This is a genomic window from Agromyces sp. CCNWLW203, assembly GCF_036576125.1.
In the GTDB taxonomy this organism is placed as follows: domain Bacteria; phylum Actinomycetota; class Actinomycetes; order Actinomycetales; family Microbacteriaceae; genus Agromyces.
Window position 1 is genome coordinate 39976 of the sequence record NZ_JAZHYX010000008.1, and the last position, 18835, is coordinate 58810.

The 18835-nt window shown below is 70.8% G+C and carries 12 protein-coding genes; 4 read left to right on the plus strand and 8 right to left on the minus strand.

What is annotated here, in order from left to right; translation table 11 throughout:
- Positions 1–9 precede the first annotated feature (9 nt).
- A complete protein-coding gene (locus VPH61_RS16795) occupies positions 10–4263 on the minus strand; it encodes an ExeM/NucH family extracellular endonuclease (protein WP_332064658.1) in 4254 nt (1417 codons plus the stop codon).
- Between the two features lie 245 nt (positions 4264–4508).
- Here VPH61_RS16795 and VPH61_RS16800 point away from each other — a divergent pair, with 245 nt between their 5' ends.
- Entirely contained in the window at positions 4509–5405 is an 897-nt protein-coding gene (locus tag VPH61_RS16800; RefSeq protein WP_332064659.1) for an EamA family transporter, read from the plus strand.
- Between the two features lie 6 nt (positions 5406–5411).
- Here the strand turns inward: VPH61_RS16800 and VPH61_RS16805 are convergent, their stop codons facing one another.
- The 3 genes from VPH61_RS16805 to VPH61_RS16815 all read right to left on the minus strand — a co-directional run bounded on the left by VPH61_RS16805 (position 5412) and on the right by VPH61_RS16815 (position 9560).
- Positions 5412–7910 carry a DEAD/DEAH box helicase gene (locus tag VPH61_RS16805; protein WP_332064835.1) on the minus strand — a complete coding sequence of 833 codons (2499 nt, stop codon included), beginning with the start codon at positions 7908–7910 and terminating at the stop codon, positions 5412–5414.
- Between the two features lie 90 nt (positions 7911–8000).
- Positions 8001–8741 carry an LGFP repeat-containing protein gene (locus VPH61_RS16810; protein WP_332064660.1) on the minus strand — a complete coding sequence of 247 codons (741 nt, stop codon included), beginning with the start codon at positions 8739–8741 and terminating at the stop codon, positions 8001–8003.
- A 195-nt stretch (positions 8742–8936) separates the two neighbouring features.
- Complete coding sequence (locus tag VPH61_RS16815; RefSeq protein ID WP_332064661.1) at positions 8937–9560, minus strand: TetR/AcrR family transcriptional regulator; 624 nt, start codon at positions 9558–9560, stop codon at positions 8937–8939.
- Between the two features lie 95 nt (positions 9561–9655).
- Between VPH61_RS16815 and VPH61_RS16820 the strand changes: the two genes are divergently transcribed.
- Together VPH61_RS16820 and VPH61_RS16825 are read left to right on the plus strand one after the other, a co-directional pair.
- On the plus strand, positions 9656–9985 hold the full coding sequence (locus VPH61_RS16820; RefSeq protein ID WP_332064662.1) for a hypothetical protein: 330 nt from the start codon (positions 9656–9658) through the stop codon (positions 9983–9985).
- Between the two features lie 84 nt (positions 9986–10069).
- Positions 10070–12262, plus strand: coding sequence for a hypothetical protein (locus tag VPH61_RS16825; RefSeq protein WP_332064663.1), 2193 nt, complete (start codon positions 10070–10072; stop codon positions 12260–12262).
- Positions 12263–12269: 7 nt separating this feature from the next.
- On the opposite strand, the gene VPH61_RS16830 is transcribed toward VPH61_RS16825, so the two are convergent.
- Complete coding sequence (locus tag VPH61_RS16830; RefSeq protein WP_332064664.1) at positions 12270–12992, minus strand: DUF1353 domain-containing protein; 723 nt, start codon at positions 12990–12992, stop codon at positions 12270–12272.
- A 99-nt stretch (positions 12993–13091) separates the two neighbouring features.
- The gene (locus tag VPH61_RS16835) at positions 13092–14012 is read right to left on the minus strand and encodes an AEC family transporter (RefSeq protein WP_332064665.1); all 921 of its coding nucleotides are present in this window, start codon (positions 14010–14012) and stop codon (positions 13092–13094) included.
- A 119-nt stretch (positions 14013–14131) separates the two neighbouring features.
- Here VPH61_RS16835 and VPH61_RS16840 point away from each other — a divergent pair, with 119 nt between their 5' ends.
- Complete coding sequence (locus tag VPH61_RS16840) at positions 14132–16654, plus strand: phosphoketolase family protein (RefSeq protein ID WP_332064666.1); 2523 nt, start codon at positions 14132–14134, stop codon at positions 16652–16654.
- 65 nt (positions 16655–16719) lie between these two features.
- Here the strand turns inward: VPH61_RS16840 and VPH61_RS16845 are convergent, their stop codons facing one another.
- Positions 16720–17382, minus strand: coding sequence for a hypothetical protein (locus VPH61_RS16845; RefSeq protein WP_332064667.1), 663 nt, complete (start codon positions 17380–17382; stop codon positions 16720–16722).
- A gap of 400 nt (positions 17383–17782) precedes the next feature.
- The gene (locus VPH61_RS16850) at positions 17783–18772 is read right to left on the minus strand and encodes an aldo/keto reductase (protein WP_332064668.1); all 990 of its coding nucleotides are present in this window, start codon (positions 18770–18772) and stop codon (positions 17783–17785) included.
- Positions 18773–18835 lie beyond the last annotated feature (63 nt).

An 18835-nucleotide genomic window follows, 5' to 3' on the forward strand; every position in this document is an offset into this window, starting at 1 on the left:
TCGCGCCGGTCAGCCGACCGTCAGCACGAACGAGCTCGTGGTGCCGGTGCTCGGCACCCCGATGTCGAATCGCGTCGCGCCCGATGCCCCTGCCGGGATCGTGATGACGACCGTGGCCGTGCCGATCTCGTCGACCGTCGGGGTGAAAGCACGGTTGACGGCACCGGTGCCGAGTTCCACTCCGCCGTGCGAGATCGCGACGGTGCCGGCCGCCGGCTCGGTCGTGCTGAAGTCGAGCGACGACAGCTTCACCGTGACCTGGTCGCCGGCGTCGTAGCCGTCGGCGTCGGGTGCCGAGAGCGAGACACCCACCGCGCGCTGGGCGAAGTCGGCGATCGCCGTGCCGTGGGCGGTGAACCAGTCGACCATCGACTCGAGGTCGACCTTGCCGCTGTCGGCCTTCGCCGTGCCCGAATTCAGCGTCGTGAAGTTGTCGCCTCCGGTGGAGAGGAACGAGTTCACGCCGACCGAGTAGGTCGCCGCCGGATCGATCGGCACGCCGTTCAGCAGGATCTCGGTGATGTGCGAGCCCTTCGGCGCGGCCGGGTCGTAGGTGTACTCGAGCCCGGCGTTCACCCCGAGCTTCAGGAACGGGCGTGATGCACCGGCCGGCTGCCACTGCTCCTCGAGCACCGACTTCACCTGGGCGCCCGTGAGGTTCATCGTCACGAGCGTGTTGGCGAACGGCTGCACGGCGGCCGCCTCACGGTAGGTCACCGGCCCGCTCTCGATGTTGGCTCGCAGACCACCCGGGTTCATGAAGGCGATGTCGACCTCTCGCGTGCCGTCGGCGTTCAGCGACCAGAGCTGCACGTCGGCGACGAAGTTGCCGAGCGTCGACTCCCCACCGCGGTTCTCGGGGTAGGTGGTCGCCCCAGCGATCGGCGCGAACGCCGCGCGGTTGAAGTCGCCGGCCGCCTCACCGAGCACGACGTTGCCGAGCTCGTCGGCGACGACCTTCGCCGCGTCGACGATCGACTTGACGGCCGGGTCGTCGACGTAGTTCGGCGTGGTGCCGCTCATGAGGTCGTAGATCTCGTTCGTGATCTTCGAGATCGACTTCGACTTGCGGTCGTACTGGATCTCCATCTTCCCGAACTTCTCGCCGTACTGGCCGCTCGAGATGACGGGGCGTCCGTCGATCACGTGGTTGTACGCGAGGTGCGTGTGCCCGGAGACGATCGCGTCGACCTCGTCGCTCGTGCCGAGCACGATCTTGCCGAAGCGCGAGTTCGGGTCGGTCGCGGACTCGACCTTGTTCGTCGCCGCTCCTTCGTGCACGAGCAGCACGAGGATGTCGGCCTCGCCGTTCTGCTTCTTGCCGTCGCTGAGCTGCGCGGCGACCCGGTTGGCCGCTTCCGTCGGGTCTCCGACGGTGATGTCGGCGATGCCGCCGGGGCTGACGAGCGACGGCAGTTCATCGGTGACCGCACCGATGAAGCCGATGCTCACGCCGTCGAACTCCTGGATGAAGTACTCGGGCAGCGCGGGTTCACCGGTGACCTTGTCGTAGACGTTCGCCCCGAGGTAGTCCCAGAGTGCGAGCGGCATGACGCGATCGGTCAGGTCGGCGAAGCCCTGGTCGAACTCGTGGTTGCCCACCGAGCTCACGTCGAGTCCAGCGGCGTTCAGCGCGTCGATCGTCGGCTTGTCCTGCTGGATGAACGAGGTGAACGTCGAGGCGCCGATCATGTCGCCGGCTGCGGCGAACACGGTGTTCGGGTTCTCGGCGCGGATCTGCTTCACCGCGGTGGACAGGGCTGCGATGCCGCCTGACGGGGCCGACTGCTCGATGCGGCCGTGGAAGTCGTTGACCGTGACCACGTCGATCTCGACGGTGGCCGGCGCGGACTCCACGCCGACGCCCACGACGATCGGGTCGTGGTCGCTCGAGCGGAACGGGGTGCCCGCCTCGGCGGCGTTGCCCCAGTACTCCCGGCCCGACCATTCGGGCGAGTTGATCGACCAGACGCCGGCTGCGGTGACCTTGTCGGTCGCCGACTTGGAGGCGATCACGTGGTCGAGCGAGCCGAGCTCACCGTCGAAGGTGTAGGTGTACTGCCCCGCAGCCTTCTTGGGAACGATGTCGGTCCAGCCCGCGTCGGTGAAGACCTTGATCGGGTCCTCCTTGGCGTAGGCATTGAAGTCGCCGACGAGGTAGATGTCGGTCTTGCGTCCTTCGGAGAGGCCGTTGGCGAAGCTCAGCAGCGACTGCGCCTGCACGGTGCGCTCGTCGTTGAAGGCGTCTTGGCCGGGCTGCGGCGACGGGTCGGTGCCGCTCTTCGACTTGAAGTGGTTCGCGACGACCGTCACGAACTGCTTGTCGAACTTGAAGGTCTGCGCGATCGGCTCGCGGGCGATGTCCCAGACGGTCTCGTCGACGATGGTCTGCGCTTCGCCGACCGGCTTGACCGATGCGGTCTTGTAGATGATCGCGTTCGAGATGAAGTCGGTGATCGCCGCGTCGTGCAGGGCCTCAGGGGTGCGGACGTAGTTCCACACCTTCGATCCTGCGGCAGCGTTCAGCCCCGCGACGAGATCGGCGAGCGCCTCGTCGGGTGTCTCGCCGACCTTGACCGAGTTCTCGATCTCCTGGAGCGCCACGACGTCGGCGCCGAGGTCGTTGATCGCGGTGACGATCTTCGACTTCTGGATCGCGAACTCCTCGGCGTTCGCGGCTCCGCGAGCGTCGGGGTTGTCGTCGGAGAACGTCGTGAAGTAGTTCAGCACGTTGAACGCCGCGACCGTGATGTCGCCGCCGACCGCGGGGGCGGAGGCGGGGCGCGGGTTCGCGGTGGTGAACGTGGGCTTCAGCGTGGCCGCGCTCGCGTCGGTGATCGGCGTCGTCGGCTGCAGGCGCCATTCGTTGAAGCCGAACGCGAGCACGTAGCCCGAGGCCGGGAAGTTCACGACGTCGCCGTTGCGCACGACGGTGTCCTTCGTGAAGTACGGCTGGTCGCCCGGGTGGGCGGGGTTGTCGGTACCGTTCGAGTTCCGCACGGCGATGCTGTAACCGTCGTCGAGCAGGATGCGGCTCGCCTTGTTCGCCGCCGCGATGTCACTCGCCGCCTTGGTGCCGGGGAGCTGCGTCTCAGTCGACTTCACCGGCATCGCTGCTCCGGCGTTGAGCCACAGTTCGCCGAAGCGGTTGAGGTTGTGGCTCGAGATGACCTTGTAGGTGCCGTTCGGCGCGAGGAGCATGCCCTCGAGCGCTTCACGGGCCGCGTTGCCGACGGCGGCCGCGGGCAGCGGGGTCACCGCGGGCACGCCGACGCCGGCCTGCAGGAGCTCGACGTTCGAGGCTGTCTCGGGCTTGACCTGCGTCGTGCCGTTGAACTCCTCGACGGTGCCGGTGACGCGCACGAGGTCGCCGATCGCAACGGCGGGGTTCTCGCCGTGGAGGTACACGAAGACGCCGTCGGAGGCCTTGGGCGTGGCGTCCGTCGCACCCCCGGAACCTGCCGTCTGGATGTAGATGCCGTCGTAGCCACCGACGCGGTGGTCGGCGGTGACGATGCCCTCGGTGACGACGGCCTGGCCGACGAGCGGGCTCGCGGCGACGTCGGTGCCCTGGATCTGCGCGATCGTCTTGGCAACGGGCAGAACCGGTCCGCCGGGGCTGCCCGAGTTCTGCGGCGTGGGCGTCGACGCGAAGCTGAAGTCCTTCGAGTTGTCGTCGGTGTCCTTGAAGCCGGTGCGCACGATGCTGCCGGGCACGGCATTGTCACCGGGGTATGCGGCAGCCGCGGTCTCGAAGTTCGTCGAGGTGCCGTAGCCGACGTAGTCGGCCACCTGCGGGTTCCCGACGACCGATCCGTTGCCCGGGTTGATCGCATCGGGCACCTTGGCGAGGAACAGCGAGCCGTTCGTGCCGCTCGGCGCCACGGAGAAGGATGCGTCGGCGGTGGGCAGCGCCGCACCGTTGCCGCCGTTGCTGTTGAGGCCGATGAGGTAGTAACCGCCCGCCTTGATCGTGCCGCTCAACGCACCGACGCCGCTCGATGGGCTCGTGCTCGAGGCCGAACGGTACTGGATCGACCAGCCGGCGAGGGAGACGTCGGCGTTCGTCGGGTTGTAGAGCTCGACGAACTTGTTCTGGAACGGCTGGTTCGCGCTGCCTCCGCGCGCGTAGACCTCGTTGATCACGACACCCGAGCCGTCGACCGCGGCGACCGCGGGCGCGGCGCCGAGGAACCCGGCGACGAGCGTGCCCGCGGCGGCGAGCGCCACCCCGGACAGGCAGTTTCTGGTGCGACGTTGCATGACTCTCCTCATTCGAACGACCACACCCCACCTCGGATTCGACGCTGCTGCGAGCACGCCGGCGGCGGGACGATTGCTCCGAAGCATAGGCTCGCGCACTGCCGCTGCCAAGGGTTCGCGCCACCCGCTCGCCCCGATTTCACGCGGAATTCACGACTGCTGCTCAGATGAGCAGCCGAGCGGGCGGCGGTCGCACGAATGAGCAGATCGGCCGCCGGTGCGAGCCCGATACGCTGAGCTGCACCATGCTCACCGCCGTCCTCTCGCTCATCGGAGCGTTCGTGTTCGGGGCGGCTGACTTCCTCGGCGGGCTCGCCGCGAAGCGCATCGGCGCCGTGCTCGCCACCGCGGTCGCCGCGGTCACCGGCTTCATCGGCCTGGCCGTCGCGACAGCCCTGTCGAGTGGCGCGTGGACCGCCGCGGACCTCTGGTGGGGCGCTGCGGCGGGCGTGGCCGGGGCGGCCGCCATCGGCCTCCTCTACGCCTGCCTCGCGATCGGCCCGATGTCGATCCTCTCGCCGCTCACCGCCGTGGTCTCCGCGATCGTGCCGATGCTCTGGGGCCTCGCGACCGGCGCACGGCTCGGCCCGCTCGCGCCGTGGGCGCTCGGCCTCGCGCTCGTCGCGGTCGTGCTCGTCGGCTTCGTGCCCGAGCGCGGCGCCGTCAGGCCGAGCATCACCGGCATCGTCATGGGCGTCGGGTCGGGCACCGCGATCGGCGCGTTCTTCATCCTCATCGACCAGACCTCCGACGAGAGCGGCCTCGCGCCGCTCGCGGTCAACAGCGCGGTCACCGCGGTCGTCATGTTCGCCCTGGTCGGCGGGCTCGCGCTCCGTGCGAGGGGGCAGCGGTCACGGATGCCGCGAGCCGACGGATCGACCGACGCCGCCATCGTCGCTCGGGAGCGAGGACGAGGCATCCGTCTCGCCGCCGTCGGCGGGCTCGTCAACGCGGTCGCGAACGCCCTCATCCTCCTGGGCATCCGGGCCGGCGAGCTGGCGATCGCCGCCGTGCTCGGCGCGATGTACCCGGCCGGCACGATCCTGCTCGCGGCGATCGTGCTGAAGGAGCGCATCGCACCCGTGCAGTGGGCCGGCCTCGTGCTCGGCCTCGCTGCGGCGGGCATGCTCGCGGTGGCGTGACTCCGCTCAGAGCCGCACGACCTCCGTGACGCGCACGACCGCCGCGCCGTCCTCGGCGGAGGCGTCGAGATCGACCTCGGCGCGGATACGCCAGTCGTGGTCGCCGGCCGGGTCGTCGATCGTCTGTTCGACGCGCCACATGCCGCCCGCGGCATCCGATTCGTCGATCGTGACCAGCCGCGGCGACCGGGCCGCCGGGCCCGTGCCGATGTCGTCGTGCTCGGCGTAGTAGCGGTCGAGGGCGTCGGGCCAGCCGGCGTCGGGGTCGAGCTCGGCGAGCTCGTCGTCGCGCTCGAGCGCCGCGAGCTGCACGCGCCGGAACAGCTCGTTGCGCACGAGCACCGTGAAGGCGCGGCGATTGGTGACGACCGACGGCGGGGCGGGCGGCACGACCGCGGCCTCGTCCTCCGGCAAGTGGGCGGCGGGGTCGATGAGCTCGTTCCACTCGTCGACGAGGCTCGAGTCGACCTGGCGCACGAGCTCGCCGAGCCACTCGATGATGTCGAGCAGCTCCTCGTTCTTCGCCTCGGTCGGCACCGTCTGGCGGATCGCCCGGAACGCGTCGGAGAGGTAGCGCAGCACGAGGCCCTCGCTTCGGGCGAGCTGGTAGAAGCCGACGTATTCTCCGAACGACATGCTGCGTTCGAACATGTCGCGCACGACCGACTTCGGCGACAGCTCGAAGTCGCGCACCCACGGCTGGCTCGAGGCGAAGACCTCGAACGACTGCGCGAGCAGCTCGTCGAGCGGCTTCGGCCAGCTGACCAGCTCGACGAGCTCCATGCGCTCGTCGTACTCGATGCCGTCCTGCTTCATGCGGCCGATCGCCTCACCGCGCTCCTTGAACTGCTGCTGCGAGAGGATCGGGCGCGGGTCGTCGAGCGTCGACTCGATGACGCTCACGACGTCGAGGGCGTAGTGGCCGGTGCCGACGCCTCCTGAGCCTGTCGAAGGGCCGGCCGGTTCCTCGGGATCGAGCAGCTCGATCGCGGCGAGTGCGAACGGCGACAGCGGCTGGTTGAGCGCGAAGTTCGGCTGCAGGTCGACCGTGAGGCGCACGATCGGCAGTCCCTCGGCCGTCGCCGGCAGCAGTTCGGCGACGCCGGCGTCGCGCAGGGTGCGGAAGATCTCGAGCGCCCGACGGGCCAGCTCGAACTGCCGGGCGCGCGGCTCGTGGTTGTCGAAGACGAGCGAGCGGATGTCGCCGATCACGTCGCCCCCGCGGGCGATCACGTTGATGAGCATCGCCGCAGTGAGCTTCAGCTGCGGCACGAGCGGCTCCGGCTCAGCCGCGACGAGCCGCTCGTACGAGGCCTCGCCCCAGGTGATCTGGCCAGCGGGCGCCTTCTTGCGCACGATCTTCTTGAGCTTCTTCGGGTCGTCGCCCGCCTTGCGCACGGCGGCGTCGTTCTCGATCTCGTGCTCGGGCGCGAGCACGACGACCGTGCCGGCGGTGTCGTAGCCGGCCCGGCCGGCCCGCCCCGCGACCTGGTGGAACTCGCGGGCGGTGAGCTGCCGCATCCGCTGCCCGTCGAACTTCGCGAGCGCGGTGATGAGCACCGTGCGGATCGGCACGTTGATGCCGACGCCGAGCGTGTCGGTGCCGCAGATCACGCGCAGCAGCCCGCGCTGCGCGAGCGTCTCGACGAGCCGGCGGTAGCGCGGCAGCATGCCCGCGTGGTGCACGCCGATGCCCGCGCGCACGAGCCGCGAGAGAGTCTTGCCGAACGCGGTGTTGAAGCGGAAGCCGCCGATCGCCTCGGCGATCTCGTCGCGCTGCTCGCGAGTGACGACGCGGATCGACGACAGCGCCTGCGCCCGTTCCATCGCCGCGGCCTGCGAGAAGTGCACGATGTAGACGGGCGCCTGACGCGTCTCGATGAGCTCTTCGACCGTCTCCTGCACGGGCGTCTTCGCGTACGAGAAGTGCAGAGGCACCGGCCGGTCGACGCCCGTGACGAGCACGGTCTCGCGGCCCGTGCGGCGCTTCAGGTCGGCGGCGATGCCGGTGACGTCGCCGAGCGTCGCCGACATGAGCACGAACTGCGCGCGGTGCAGCGTCAGCAGCGGCACCTGCCAGGCCCAGCCGCGATCGGGATCGCCGTAATAGTGGAACTCGTCCATGACGACCTGGTCGACCTCGGCGTCGGGCCCGTGCCGCAGCGCGAGGTTCGCGAGGATCTCCGCGGTGCAGCAGATGATCGGGGCGTCGGGGTTCACCGAGCTGTCGCCGGTGACCATGCCGACGTTCATCGCGCCGAACACGTCGACGAGCTGGAAGAACTTCTCGGAGACGAGGGCCTTGATCGGCGCCGTGTAGTAGCTGCGACCGCCACGGGCGAGGGATGCCGCGTGGGCCGCGACCGCGACGAGCGACTTGCCGGTGCCCGTGGGAGTGGAGAGCACGACGTTCGCGCCCGAGACGATCTCGATGATCGCCTCGTCTTGCGCGGGGTAGAGCGCGAGGCCGCGGCCCTCGGCCCAGTCGACGAAGGCGTCGTACATCGCGTCGGCGTCGTACGGGCTCGGCGCGAGCTCAGGCAGGGTCGGGGTCACCCGTCGAGTCTGTCATGCGGGCGCGAGCCCGCTCCGCCATCAGATCTCGGGCGCGAAGTCGGAGCGGAGCCGGTCGAGCGTGTCTTCATCGACGGCGTCGAGTGCGCGGGCCTCGCCGGCCGAGCCGGCGGTGTCGATGAGCACCACGGGCCCGGTCGACGACGACCACTCCACCGTGCCGTGCTCGAAGACGCCGCGCAGCACCCCCGTCGACGGCACGAGATCGACGTCGCGCGTCGGCAGGCCGAGCGCCGACCGCTCCCACCCGAGCAGCGCCCAGATGTCGCGCACCATGCCGTAGACGATCGCGGGCCCGTGCGACGGCCCCCAGTAGATGGACCCGCCCTCGAAGTGGGCGAAACCTCCGGGCAGGCGTCCGCCGAGCTCCGAGGCCGCGAGCGGCTGCTCGTCGGTCGTCGGGAACCCCAGGAACGACGTCTCGCCGCCGACACCGTGCCAGTGCTCGGCGATGAGCCCGTGCACCTCGTGGGCGCCGGTGCGCGCCGACCAGTAGACCTCGCCGCGCTCGAACTCGCGCCGGTACATCTCGCCTTCGCCGAGGCGCGTGTGCGGTGCCGTCGCCTCGCCGAGCCAGGAGTGCTCGGCGCGCTTCGAACTGATCGCGGGCACGGCGAGCAGCAGCTGGTTGGCGGGGTCGTAGCGCACGGCGCTGCGGAAGTCGCTCCAGCTCAGCGCACGGTCGACGTGCGCGGAGCGCACCTCGCCTCGTGCGGGCGCCGTGCTTCGATACCGGCTGAGGTGCATCATCCGTTCGGTCATCGCCCTGCCCTTCTCTCTCGGCCGTGAAGGGGGAGCATGGCCGGAAACGGGGGAAGCCGGCCTGCACCGAGTGTTCGGGACTCTGTGCTGACCGGCTATCCGATCGCCCACTCCGCGATGACAGTTCCCCCTGCGGTTCGCGGAGCGGCGATCGCTACTCACAGTACGAGCGGCGACGGATGCCGCGAATCAGGGTTATCCCTGAACTTCGACCCGATCTCGGCGACCCGTGCCCTGCGCCGCCTCGGCGAGCAGTTCGACCGTCTGCACGATCGACGCGCGCCGCGCCGAGCGCCGGGCCGCCGGCGCCTCGTCGGCTCCGACGAGCAGTTCGTCGAGGTGACCGAGCACCGGCCAGGCGTTGACGAGCGTGACGATCGTGAGGAGGAGCTCGGCCGCCTGCGGCCGGTCGAGGCCGGGCAGGAGCCGCTGGAAGCCGTCGACCTTCGCACGGTGGTACTCGGCGCGCGCGGCATCGGCGGCCGCGCTCTCGCCGCGCTCGAGCCCTTCCCAGAAGACGAGGCGCGGGATCGTCGCCTCGGCGACGTGATGGTCGAAGAGCCTCCCGGCGTAGTCGCCGGCTGCGGCCGGGCCCTCGCCCTTCATGGGCACGGCGTCCATCGTGCTGCGCAGTTGCGCGGAGAGCACGACGGCGAAGAGCTCGTGCTTCTTGCCGAAGTACTGGTAGATGCGCTCTTTGTTGACGCCGGCGTTCGCCGCGATGCGATCGATGCGGGCACCGGCGAGGCCGTGCTCGCTGAACTCCGCCGTCGCCGCGTCGAGCAGGAGGCGCTTCGTGCGCTCGACGTCCCAAGCCATGTTGCCACTCTAGCAAGTTTCCAACTGAATAGTTGTGGATTCGCATGCGGTGTGGTTCAATTACAACCGTTCAGTTGGAAATACGGAGGAGAACCATGAGCAGTACCGTCGGCAGCACCGATTCCACCGCCGCCGCGATCCATTCGGTCGCCGTCGCTCCCCCCGCCCCGCCCTCGGTGCACGTGCGCGCCGTCATCACCTGGCTCGCGATCTTCCCCCTCGTCGCGATCGGCATGATCCTCATCGGGCCGGTCTCCGAGTCGTGGCATCCCGTGCTCCGCGCCTTCGCGCTGACGGTGGTCGTCGTGCCGCTCGCCGTGTACCTCGTCGTGCCGCGCCTCTTCGGCGCCTACGCTTCGCTGCGCCGGCGCAACGCCCGGGCTCGGACGCATCGAGCAGCTCAGGAGACTCAGGGCCCGCACTGACCCGCGTCTCCGCGACCGCACAGGCGACACGGGGCCGGTCGAGCCGCTAGCGTTCGCTGAGACGCACTCGCTCGAGGAGAATCCATGCGGATCGCACCCAGCCCCACGCCCGACGAGTCAGCAGCCACGCCGCCGGCGGACGCCGACGTCGACGCTGCCGACACCGGTGCTGACACCGGCGCCGATGGCGCTGACAGCACCGGCACGACGGGCACCTCCGACTCGACGGCCGGACGCCGTGCCGCGCCATCCGGAACCGGCGAATTCGATCGGGCGCTCGTCGTCGTGCACGGCATGGGCGACGCCTACCGCAGCCAGATCCTGCTGGAGTGGGCCGAGCCCCTCCTCGGCCGGATGGACTGGCTCACGCGCGACCGCGTGATCGGCGCCGACGAGCGCCACGGCGTCGAGATCCTCGAGTCCGACCTCTCGGGCGATCTGCCGATGATCACGGTGACCGTACGCTCCCCCGGGCCGCTCGCCCAGGCGGCGAAGGCGCCGGCCGACGAGACCGACGACATCGTGCAGAAGGTCGCGATCATCGAGGCGCGCTGGTCGGAGTCGTTCGTGCCGATGAACCGCGGCCAGATCTTCCAGTGGGCCGTCGTCTTCATGTGGCGCACGATCTGGCGCGTGCTCGACCTCTTCCTCGGCACCATGGTGCTCGTGCCCTGGTACACGCTCGTGCAGCATTGGACGAAGGCGCCGGGCATGCCCCGCATGCTCCCGCGGGGCGTCGACCTCGCCATCGACGCCGTGCGACTCGTCGTGTGCTCGATCGCCTTCGCCGTCACCTGGGTCTTCCTCGTGCTGCTCGCCGCGGTGCTGACGCCGATCCTGCCGCTCCTCAGCCCGCTCCTGCTGATCCCGTGGTTCAAGGACGTCGCCCAAGGCGTCATCGACGGCATCATCGAGTCCATCGGCGACGTCGCCGCCTGGAAGGAGCGCCCGGTGCGCGCCTCAGCCATGCGACTCGTGGTGCGCGACGCCCTCGCCAGGGCGAAGGAGCTCGTCGGCGACCGCGGCGACGTGCACCTCTTCGCCCACTCCCAGGGCGCCGCCGTCGCGACCTACGCCCTCTTCGAGGAGCTCAAGCCGAGCGAGTACAACGTGACCCGGCTCACGACGGTCGGCGCGGCGGTCGTGCTGCTCGGCCGTGATCGATGGCTCGGCCGGCCCGACGAATACCGTCCCGTGCAGAAGTGGATCGACCGCAACGCCGAACCCGGCGCGGGCGACGGCGTGAAGTGGACGAACCACTGGGCGATCTGGGACCCCTTCTCGGCCGGCCCCATCGCCGACACGGCGCCCGGCCGCCGCGAGCGCTGGCGCAGCGCCTACTTCCCGGGAGGCGCCGCTTCCACCACGGCCGGCCCCGAAGAGCACGCCGTGCACAACACGAGCCAGCCCTTCCTCGACCACTCGGTGTACTTCCAGAACACGATCCAGGTCGTCGAGCCCACGGCGCGGCAGCTGCTCGGGCCGGACTTCCCGACGGCCCCGGCCGCGGTCACCCTGGTCGAGAATCGCCTGTCGGTCATCGACAAGAAATCGCTCGGCGTGAACATGCTCGCGGCGGTCGTGATCGCCGCGATCCTGCCCGGGCTGCCGGGCGTCGGCGCCGCCTTCGCGACGTTCGCGAGCTGGGTGGCCGGTGCGATCGGCTTCCTCGTCGGCGTGTTCCCGGGCGGTCAGGAGCCCGCAGAGGCCGTGCCGGCCGCGATCGCCTCCGTCTCCTTCCTCACCGACCCGACGCAGTTCGGGCCGTGGAGCTGGCTCGTCGCCTCGGGCCTCACCCTCGCCGTGCTGGTCTGGCTGAACCAGCGCCTGTCGACAGTCACGCGCCGGTCGCGCGAGTGGGACCGGTGCCCGGTCGAACCCGTCCACTGGCTGATCCTCAGCTCGATCCCGCGGGCCGCGTACGTCGTGGGCGCCGTCGTCTGCGTGTGGTTCGCGATCTTCGCCTGGGCGAGCCCGCCGCTCGAGTGGCTGCTCGTGAGCGCGGTGCTGCTCGCGATCGTCGCCGTCTTCGTCTTCGTCGAGCCGCTCTATGCGCCGGTTCCGATCGTCGTGGCCGCGCGGACGAACAACCCGCGAGCGAATGCGGCGGCGGCCGCCGCGATCCCGGCGCCGATGACGCTCCGCACGGCGGTGAAGACCGACGAGTTCAAGAACGACCTCGACGCACGACGGAAGCTCCTTCGGCCGAAGGGCCGGCGCGCGGAGCTCTGGGCGCGGTGGTTCCACAAGTGGCCGCAGTCGGCAACGACCGAGTAACCGCCGGTCAGCGCCCGCGCACGGTCGGCCGGAACACGCCTGCGGGGTCGCCGCCGGTGACGAGCTCGACCACGGCCTCGACGAGCCGGAACGGCAGGGCCGCCGCGAGCTGCACGAGCACGAACGGCCCCAGCCACCCGATCGAGAACGCCAGCACGAGCTGCGGCGCGGCGAGCCGGCCCCACACGAGCGCGGCGACGGCGACGACGGCGAGCGCCGCGAGCCACAGCGGGTTCCAGAATGCTGCGACGGATGCCGCGGCCACGACGATGCCGCCGAGCACCGCCTGCGCGAAGAACACCGCGCCGGCTGCGCCGCCGAACTGCCGCTCGCGATCGGCCGAGACCCACGCCCACATCACCGTCGCCCGGAGCAGCGGCACCCCTTGTTCGCGGAGCGCGGTGCGGAACACCCGGTCGTCGACGCGGCGCTGGGCGAGGGCGGCCCGTCGATCGGCGAGCCTTGCGGCGAGCACCGAACGGTGGTCGTGCAGCAGCGCCGGCGCCGACTGACGGCCGTAGCTCGCGATGAGCCCCCAGAGGGCGCTCGGCACCGACGCGAGGTCGGAGTCGTCGCCCGAGGCATCCTGCACCGGCACCTCGTAGCGCAGCCCGCTCACCGGGTCGAGGTAGGCGAACGGCGCGCGCACCTGGAAGCGGTGGCCGCCTGCAGGGCGCTGCGCGACCAGCAGTTCGCCGAGCGGCCGATCGTCATCGGTGAGGAATGGCATCGCGGTCTCCTTCGCTCGAGCGGCCGGCCGAGGCGGCTTGCGGCGGCTCGCACCGGCCCGGCTCATGCCCATCCTGCTCCCGACCACCGTGATCGGGGCTCAGCCGAGCAGGAGCGCCACAGTGAGGAGCACCGGGACCGAGCCGATCGTCGTGAGGAACACCGTGTCGCGCGCGACGAGTTCAGCGGTCGTGTAGCGCTGGGCGTACACGAAGACGTTCTGCGCCGTCGGCAGCGCCGCGAGCACCGTCACGGCATAGAGCTCGAGGCCGTCGAGCCCGAAGACGAACGACCCGACCGCCCACGCCGTGAGCGGCATCGCGACGAGCTTCAGCGCCGTCGCGAGCACGACCTCGCGGCGGCCGCTGCCGGGTGCGAAGAGGCGCTGCCCGTGCAGCGACAGCCCGTACGCGATGAGCATGAGCGGCACCGCGGCGTGCCCGATGAGCTCGATCGGCTCCATCACGATGGGCGGCAGCTCGAGGCCCGACACCGCGACGAGCACTCCGGCGAGCGAGCCGACGATGATCGGGTTCGTGAGGGTCGTGCGCACGATCGCCGCCACCGAGGTGTGGCCGTGCACCCGCGCGCCGAGGATGGCGAGCGCCACCGGCGCGAACAGCAGCAGCTGCAGCAGCACGACGGGCGCCGAGAACGCCGCGTCGCCGAGCATGTACACCGCGATCGGGATGCCGAAGTTGTTGCCGTTCACGTAGCCCGACGCGAGCGAGCCGATGACCGTGTGCTCGAGGCTGCGTCGCCACAGCAGCATCGCCACGAGGCCGAACACGAGCATCATCGCGACCGCCGCGATCGCCGAGACCGGGAGCAGCACCGAGAAGAGCGCGCCGACGTCGGCCTGCGCGAGCACCGAGAACAGCAGGAACGGCGCGAGCACGCTGAAGTTCAGCCGGGCGAGGATGGGCCGCGCCTCGGGCCCGAGCACGCCGGTGCGCCCGGCGACCCAACCGACGAACACGGCGAGCGCGATCACGGCGAAGCCGGTGAAGATGTCGATCATGCACGGCCGCCGCGGACACCGGGGCAGATTGTGCAGCTCATCGCCTTCGACCCTATCGGTGGCGCCCGCGGGCATGACCGACCTAGGCTCGAAGGGCACTCGAGTCGACAGGGGAAGCCATGTCCGAGGCAGGCGAGCACGACGAGCACCGCGACCGCGACCGCGTACACGAACGCGAACGCGAACGCGACGAACGCGACGAACGCGAACAGCACGGGCGCGCGACATCCGTGCCCCTCGACCTCGTCGACGCCTGGTGGCGCGCGGCGAACTATCTCAGCGTCGGCCAGATCTACCTGATGGCGAACCCGCTGCTCGAGCGCCCGCTCGAGCCGGGCGACGTCAAGCCCCGACTGCTCGGCCACTGGGGCACCTCCCCCGGCCTGAACCTCGTCTACGCGCACCTGAACCGGGCGATCGTCGAGCGCGGCACCCCGACGATCTACGTCTGCGGCCCCGGTCACGGCGGGCCCGCGATGGTTGCGAACACCTGGCTCGACGGCACCTACTCCGAGCTGTTCCCGGGGGTGAGGGCCGACCGCGCGGGCATGCATCGGCTGTTCCGTCAGTTCTCGTTCCCCGGCGGCATCCCGTCGCATGCGGCGCCCGAGACACCCGGATCGATCAACGAGGGCGGTGAGCTCGGCTATTCGCTCATGCACGCGTTCGGCGCCGCCCTCGACAACCCCGGCCTCGTGGTCGCGTGCGTCATCGGCGACGGCGAGGCCGAGACCGGTCCGCTCGCGGCGAGCTGGCGCGGCCACTCGTTCCTGAACCCGGTGACGGATGGCGCGGTGCTGCCGATCCTGCACCTGAACGGGTTCAAGATCGCGAACCCGACGCTGCTCGCACGCATCCCCGAGGCCGAGCTCGTCGACTTCTTCCGCGGCAACGGCTACGAGCCGCTGCTCGTCACCGGCGGCTTCGAGGGCGAAGACCCCATGGCCGTGCATGTGCGCCTGGCCGACGCGATCGATGTCGCCTTCGAGCGCATCGCCTCGATCCGAGCGGATGCCGCGGCCGGCGCGTTCGCCGACACCGCCCCGCGCTGGCCGGCCATCGTGCTGCGCACCCCGAAGGGCTGGACCGGGCCCGGCGTCGTCGACGGCGTGCAGGTCGAGGGCACCTTCCACGCGCATCAGGTGCCGCTCGCCGGCGTGCGCGAGAACCCCGAGCACCTCGCGATGCTCGAGGCGTGGCTCCGGTCGTACCGCCCCGAGGAGCTCTTCGACGCTGACGGGCGACCGGCCGCCGCACTCGCGGCCCTCCGCCCCGAGGGCGACCTCCGCATGAGCGCGAACACGAGCGTCCACGTCAACAGCGGCATCGCCCGCCCGCTCGAGCTGCCGCCCCTCGCCCCGCACACCGTCGCGGTCGGCGGCGACGGCAGCGACGGCAGCGAGCGCGGCGGCTCAGGCGAGGCGACCCGCGTGCTCGGCGAGTGGCTCGCCGAGGTGATGCGCGTGAACCCCGACGACTTCCGACTCTTCGGCCCCGACGAAGTGCTGTCGAACCGGCTCGGCGCCGTCTTCGACGTCACCGCGCGAGCCTGGGCGGAGGCGATGCATCCGCTCGACGAACACCTCGCGCGACACGGCCGAGTCATCGAGGCGCTCAGCGAGCACCTCATGCAGGGCATGCTCGAGGGCTACCTGCTGACCGGCCGGCACGGGCTCATCACGAGCTACGAGGCGTTCATCCACATCGTCGACTCCATGTTCAACCAGCACGCGAAGTGGCTGGAGTCCGCAAAGCAGGTGCCCTGGCGCGGCGACGTCGCGAGCCTCACCTACCTGCTCTCCTCGCACGTCTGGCGGCAGGACCACAACGGCTTCTCCCACCAGGACCCGGGGTTCCTGAACGTCGTCGTCAACAAGCAGGCCGAGGTCGTGCGCGTGTACCTGCCGCCCGACGCGAACACGCTGCTCGAGGTCATGCGGCACGCCTTCGGCACCCGCAACCGGGTCAACGTGGTCGTCGCGGGCAAGCAGCCGCAACCGCAGTGGCTCGCCCCCGCCGACGCGGCGGCGCACGTCGACGCCGGCCTCGGGGTCTGGCAGTGGGCGGGCAACGAGCCGGGGTTCGATGAAGCGGATGCCGCGGCATCCGAGCCCGACGTCGTCATCGCGTGCGCGGGCGACGTGCCGACGACCGAGGCGATCGCGGCGGCGCAGCTCGTGCGCGAGCGACTGCCCGAGCTGCGCGTGCGCCTCGTGAACGTCGTCGACCTCATGCGGCTGCAGGACCCGCAGCACCACCCGCACGGCCTGCCCGGCCGCGCGTTCGACGCGATCTTCACCCGCTCGGCGCCCGTGATCTTCGCGTTCCACGGCTACCCGTCGCTCATCCACCAACTGACCTATCGGCGCACGAACCACGTGAACATCCACGTGCGCGGCTTCGTCGAGCGCGGCACGACGACGACGCCGTTCGACATGCTGCACCTGAACGACCTCGACCGGTACCGCCTCGCGCTCGACGTGCTGCACCGCGTGCCGGGGCTCGAGGGAGCCACGGGCATCGCGGAGATCGCCGACGAATGGCACGCGGCCCGCAGCGCTGCCCGCGAGTACGCGTACGAGCACGGCGAGGATCCCGACTGGATCACGGGCTGGCGCTTCGCCGCTGCTCGACGGGCGTAACGGGCGGCCCCTTCACGACGACGGGCGCCCGGTCTCCCGGGCGCCCGCCGCACTTCGAACTCCGATCAGGCGTCGCAGCCCCACACGTACGAGCCGTTGTAGTACACGGGAACCATCTCCTTGCCGGTGCACGGCCCGCAGTCCTCGTCGCGCGGTGCCGCCGGAAGGCCCGGGTAGTACTCCGAGGTGTACGGGTTCGCAGCCGGCGCGGCCGCAGCGGCTCCCCCGGTCGCCTCGCCCGAAGCGGATGCCGCGGCATCCGAGTCGCCCGACCAGTCGTCGCCGTCGCCCGCGACCTGTTGCGCCTCGGCCTCGGCCGCCGCCTGCGCAGCAGCTGCCTGCGCAGCAGCTTCGGCCGCTGCCGCCTCGGCGGCGAGCTGGGCTGCGACCCGCGCGGCCACCGCCTCGCCGTGGGCAGCGAGCGCGGCGCGCAGCGTCTCGGTCGCCGAGTACGCGGCCGAGATCTCCCGAAGGCCCGTGATGTCGACGCCGGCGGCGCCGATGCCGACCTGACCGCCGATCTCGGCGATCGCGAGCTGCTTCGACCTGGTGAGGTCGGCAGCCGCCTCGGCGCCCTGCGCCTGCCCGGCGATGCCGAGCGTGGCCACGATGAGACCGGTGAGCGCGAGGCCGAGCATGCGATTCATCCTGAACCTGCCTGCACCGCCGTCGAACTGCGCCGCGGCGACCCCGCCGCGCTCGAACGCCATGACTCGATTGGTGATCATTCGATTCCTTCCTCCGTACATCCCGAGTGTTCGGATCTGCCCGTCGGTTCGACGGGTCGAAGGAGGTTCGCGGCGACGCCGGCTTCGTTCGCAGCGCACGGCGACGAGTCGCCGCGCGATGCACCCGGAATCGTCACTGTCAGCCCCCCGCTAACACCACACGTGTGCAGCGTATCGACGTTGTGACCCGAAGTGGGGGTATTTCGGCCGATTTCCCGGTGCGGTGTCGCTGCGCGGGTGGCGGGCGACGCGGGCTGAGGCTGACGTCGGGACCATTCGTATCGCACGGGACCGGCGATATCCACGCTCCTGTGCGATACGAGTGGTCCCGAGCCCACGGCGAGGCGGGCGGGTCGGGCGAGGCGGGCGGGTCGGGCGGGGCGCGCGGGGCTCGCGGCGGCTACCAGCGCTCGTGTACCGCGGCCCGGATCTCGCGCTCGTAGAGCTCGCGCACCGCCCCGTCGAACGACGGCGGCAGCTGCAGCGAGCCGGCCTCGGCGTTCGCCCGGGCCTGCTGCGGCGAGCGCGCGCCCGGAATCACCGAGCTCACACCTGGTTGCGCCGCGATCCAGGCGAGGGCGACCTGGGCGGGCGTCGCGGTCGGTGCGGCCTCGCGGGCCAGTTCGGTGAACTCGGATGCCGCGCGCACGCCAGTCTCGTAGTCGACCCCCGAGAAGGTCTCGCCGACGTCGAACGCCTCGCCGTGCCGGTTGAAGCTGCGGTGGTCGTTCGCGGCGAAGATCGTGTCGCTCGTATAGCGACCCGAGAGCAGTCCGCTCGCGAGCGGCACCCGGGCGATGATGCCCACACCCGCGGCCACGGCGGCGGGCAGCACCTCGTCGAGCGGCTTCAGGCGGAACGCGTTCAGGATGATCTGCACGGTCGCGACGTTCGGCCGGGCGATGGCCGTGAGCGCTTCGTCGACGCGCTCGACGCTCACGCCGTAGGCCGCGATCGAGCCGTCGTCGACGAGCGCATCGAGAGCGTCGAAGACGCGGTCATCGCCGTAGACCGAGGTGGGCGGGCAGTGCAGCTGCACGAGGTCGAGCGTCTCGACGCCGAGGTTCGCGCGCGAGCGGTCGACCCAGGCGCGGAAGTGCTCGGCCGAGTAGTTGGCGTGCTCCTGCGGCATCCGCCGGCCCATCTTGGTGGCGACCGTGACCCCCGACCCGGGGTTCGCGCGGAGCCACGCGCCGATGAGCGATTCGCTGCGGCCGTCGCCGTAGACGTCGGCGGTGTCGAAGAACGTGACGCCCGCCCGGTGCGCCGTGTCGAGCACCGCGAGGGCATCGCCTTCGGCGACGTCACCCCAGTCGGCACCGAGCTGCCAGGTGCCGAGGCCGATGACCGAGACGGTTCGAGCGGTGCGGCCGAGGGTGCGAGTCTGCATGATGCTCCAGTGCTGAATCGGGGAACGGGTGTCGGGCGATCGACGCGGCGCGTTCTGCCGGGC

What these genes read in the sequence shown, in the direction of transcription:
- VPH61_RS16800 (WP_332064659.1), top strand. Translation starts at nt 4,509, where the DNA reads ATGCTCACCGCCGTCCTCTCGCTCATCGGAGCGTTCGTGTTCGGGGCG.
- VPH61_RS16820 (WP_332064662.1), top strand. Translation starts at nt 9,656, where the DNA reads ATGAGCAGTACCGTCGGCAGCACCGATTCCACCGCCGCCGCGATCCAT.
- VPH61_RS16850 (WP_332064668.1), bottom strand. Translation starts at nt 18,772, where the DNA reads ATGCAGACTCGCACCCTCGGCCGCACCGCTCGAACCGTCTCGGTCATC.
- VPH61_RS16830 (WP_332064664.1), bottom strand. Translation starts at nt 12,992, where the DNA reads ATGCCATTCCTCACCGATGACGATCGGCCGCTCGGCGAACTGCTGGTC.
- VPH61_RS16845 (WP_332064667.1), bottom strand. Translation starts at nt 17,382, where the DNA reads ATGATCACCAATCGAGTCATGGCGTTCGAGCGCGGCGGGGTCGCCGCG.
- VPH61_RS16835 (WP_332064665.1), bottom strand. Translation starts at nt 14,012, where the DNA reads ATGATCGACATCTTCACCGGCTTCGCCGTGATCGCGCTCGCCGTGTTC.
- VPH61_RS16825 (WP_332064663.1), top strand. Translation starts at nt 10,070, where the DNA reads ATGCGGATCGCACCCAGCCCCACGCCCGACGAGTCAGCAGCCACGCCG.
- VPH61_RS16805 (WP_332064835.1), bottom strand. Translation starts at nt 7,910, where the DNA reads ATGTACGACGCCTTCGTCGACTGGGCCGAGGGCCGCGGCCTCGCGCTC.
- VPH61_RS16810 (WP_332064660.1), bottom strand. Translation starts at nt 8,741, where the DNA reads ATGACCGAACGGATGATGCACCTCAGCCGGTATCGAAGCACGGCGCCC.
- VPH61_RS16815 (WP_332064661.1), bottom strand. Translation starts at nt 9,560, where the DNA reads ATGGCTTGGGACGTCGAGCGCACGAAGCGCCTCCTGCTCGACGCGGCG.
- VPH61_RS16840 (WP_332064666.1), top strand. Translation starts at nt 14,132, where the DNA reads ATGTCCGAGGCAGGCGAGCACGACGAGCACCGCGACCGCGACCGCGTA.
- VPH61_RS16795 (WP_332064658.1), bottom strand. Translation starts at nt 4,263, where the DNA reads ATGCAACGTCGCACCAGAAACTGCCTGTCCGGGGTGGCGCTCGCCGCC.